Genomic DNA, 1,371 nt, shown 5'->3' with positions numbered 1-1,371 from the left:
GGTCGGGGTTGCGCCCGGCTCGACGGGCGAAGATATTGCCGACGGCGTCGATGCTGACAGTACAACCCGCCTCCTCGCACCATTTGACGAAGATGTCCCGGGCCTGGCGGTCGAGGTCGGTCAGGGCCAGGCGACACACGCCGCCCTTGACCGTGGCGCCGAGCCTTGCCAGTTCCATGAGCGATTGCCACAGGCGGTCGCGGTTGATGTGCTGATGGCTGGACTGCAGAACGTCGACGGCAGCGTTCATGATGATCTCCTCAGGCTGTTCTTGTGTGTTTCTTCAGGCAATTCGTTGGTGAACTTGAGGCCGCCATCGCGGGCAAGCCCGCTCCCACAGTTGATCGGGTGTACACAGTATTAGTGTACGACTTCAGTCCCTGTGGGAGCGGGCTTGCCCGCGATGAGGCCCTCACTTACACCGCTGATTTCGCAACAGATGGGCTGGGCCGCATCACATTCAACCCGTAATAAATCAAGCCCCCGAGGGCCGAGCCGGTAAACCAGCCATAGCTGTAGAACCAGCTGAAGGCATCGCTGCCCAGGGACAGCAGCGTCAACACCACCGGCACGCCGAAGGCGAGGAAACCGCACCAGTTCCACGCCGGGTACACGTCATCGCGGTACAGGCCGGCAAGGTCGAGTTGCTGTTTCTTGATCAGGAAATAGTCCACCACCATGATCCCGGCGATCGGCCCCAGCAGGCTCGAATAACCGAGCAACCAGTTGGAATAGACGGTTTCGAGACTGACGTCCGAGACAATCAGGCCCAGTTTTTTCAGCAGCTCATGGGCCATCAATGCCAAGCCGACAAACCCGGTGAGCAATACTGCCTTGGTACGGTTGATGGCCTTGGGCGCGATGTTCTGGAAGTMATTGGTCGGCGACACGATGTTGGCTGCGGTATTGGTCGACAGCGTGGCGATGATGATCAACGCCATCGCCAGTGCGACCCAGACCGGGCTCTGGATATGACCGATCAGGGTCACCGGATCGGACACTGTCACGCCGACCAGCTTCACCGACGCGGCGGTCATCACCACGCCGAGGGACGCGAACAGGAACATGGTCAGCGGCAAACCGATGATCTGCCCGACGATCTGGTCCTTCTGGCTTTTTGCGTAGCGACTGAAGTCCGGAATGTTCAGTGACAGCGTGGCCCAGAAGCCGACCATCGCCGTCAGCCCGGCCGCGAAGTAGCTGGCCACGCCAGCACCTTCGGGGCGCTTGGCCGGAATCGCCAGCAATTCGCTCATCGACACGTTGGGCATGGCCCAGACCAGCAGGCCTGCGCCCACCAGCACCAGCAGCGGTGCCGACAGGGTTTCCAGCCATTTGATCGACTCGGCGCCGCGAATCACCACCCACAGG

Annotated in this window: 1 protein-coding gene and 1 pseudogene; both read right to left on the bottom strand. The window is 61.0% G+C overall.

Going from position 1 to position 1,371, the window contains the following annotated elements; all coding sequences use genetic code 11:
• Positions 1–250, bottom strand: a pseudogene (locus ACXRVY_RS29305) (Zn-dependent hydrolase); the annotation flags it as partial.
• A 166-nt stretch (positions 251–416) separates the two neighbouring features.
• Positions 417–1,371: cytosine permease (locus ACXRVY_RS29300; RefSeq protein ID WP_458238998.1), on the bottom strand; the 955-nt coding region annotated here is incomplete at its 5' end.

This window comes from Pseudomonas sp. P5_A2_2 (assembly GCF_054177685.1).
This window is presented reverse-complemented; position numbering and strand designations above follow the sequence as displayed.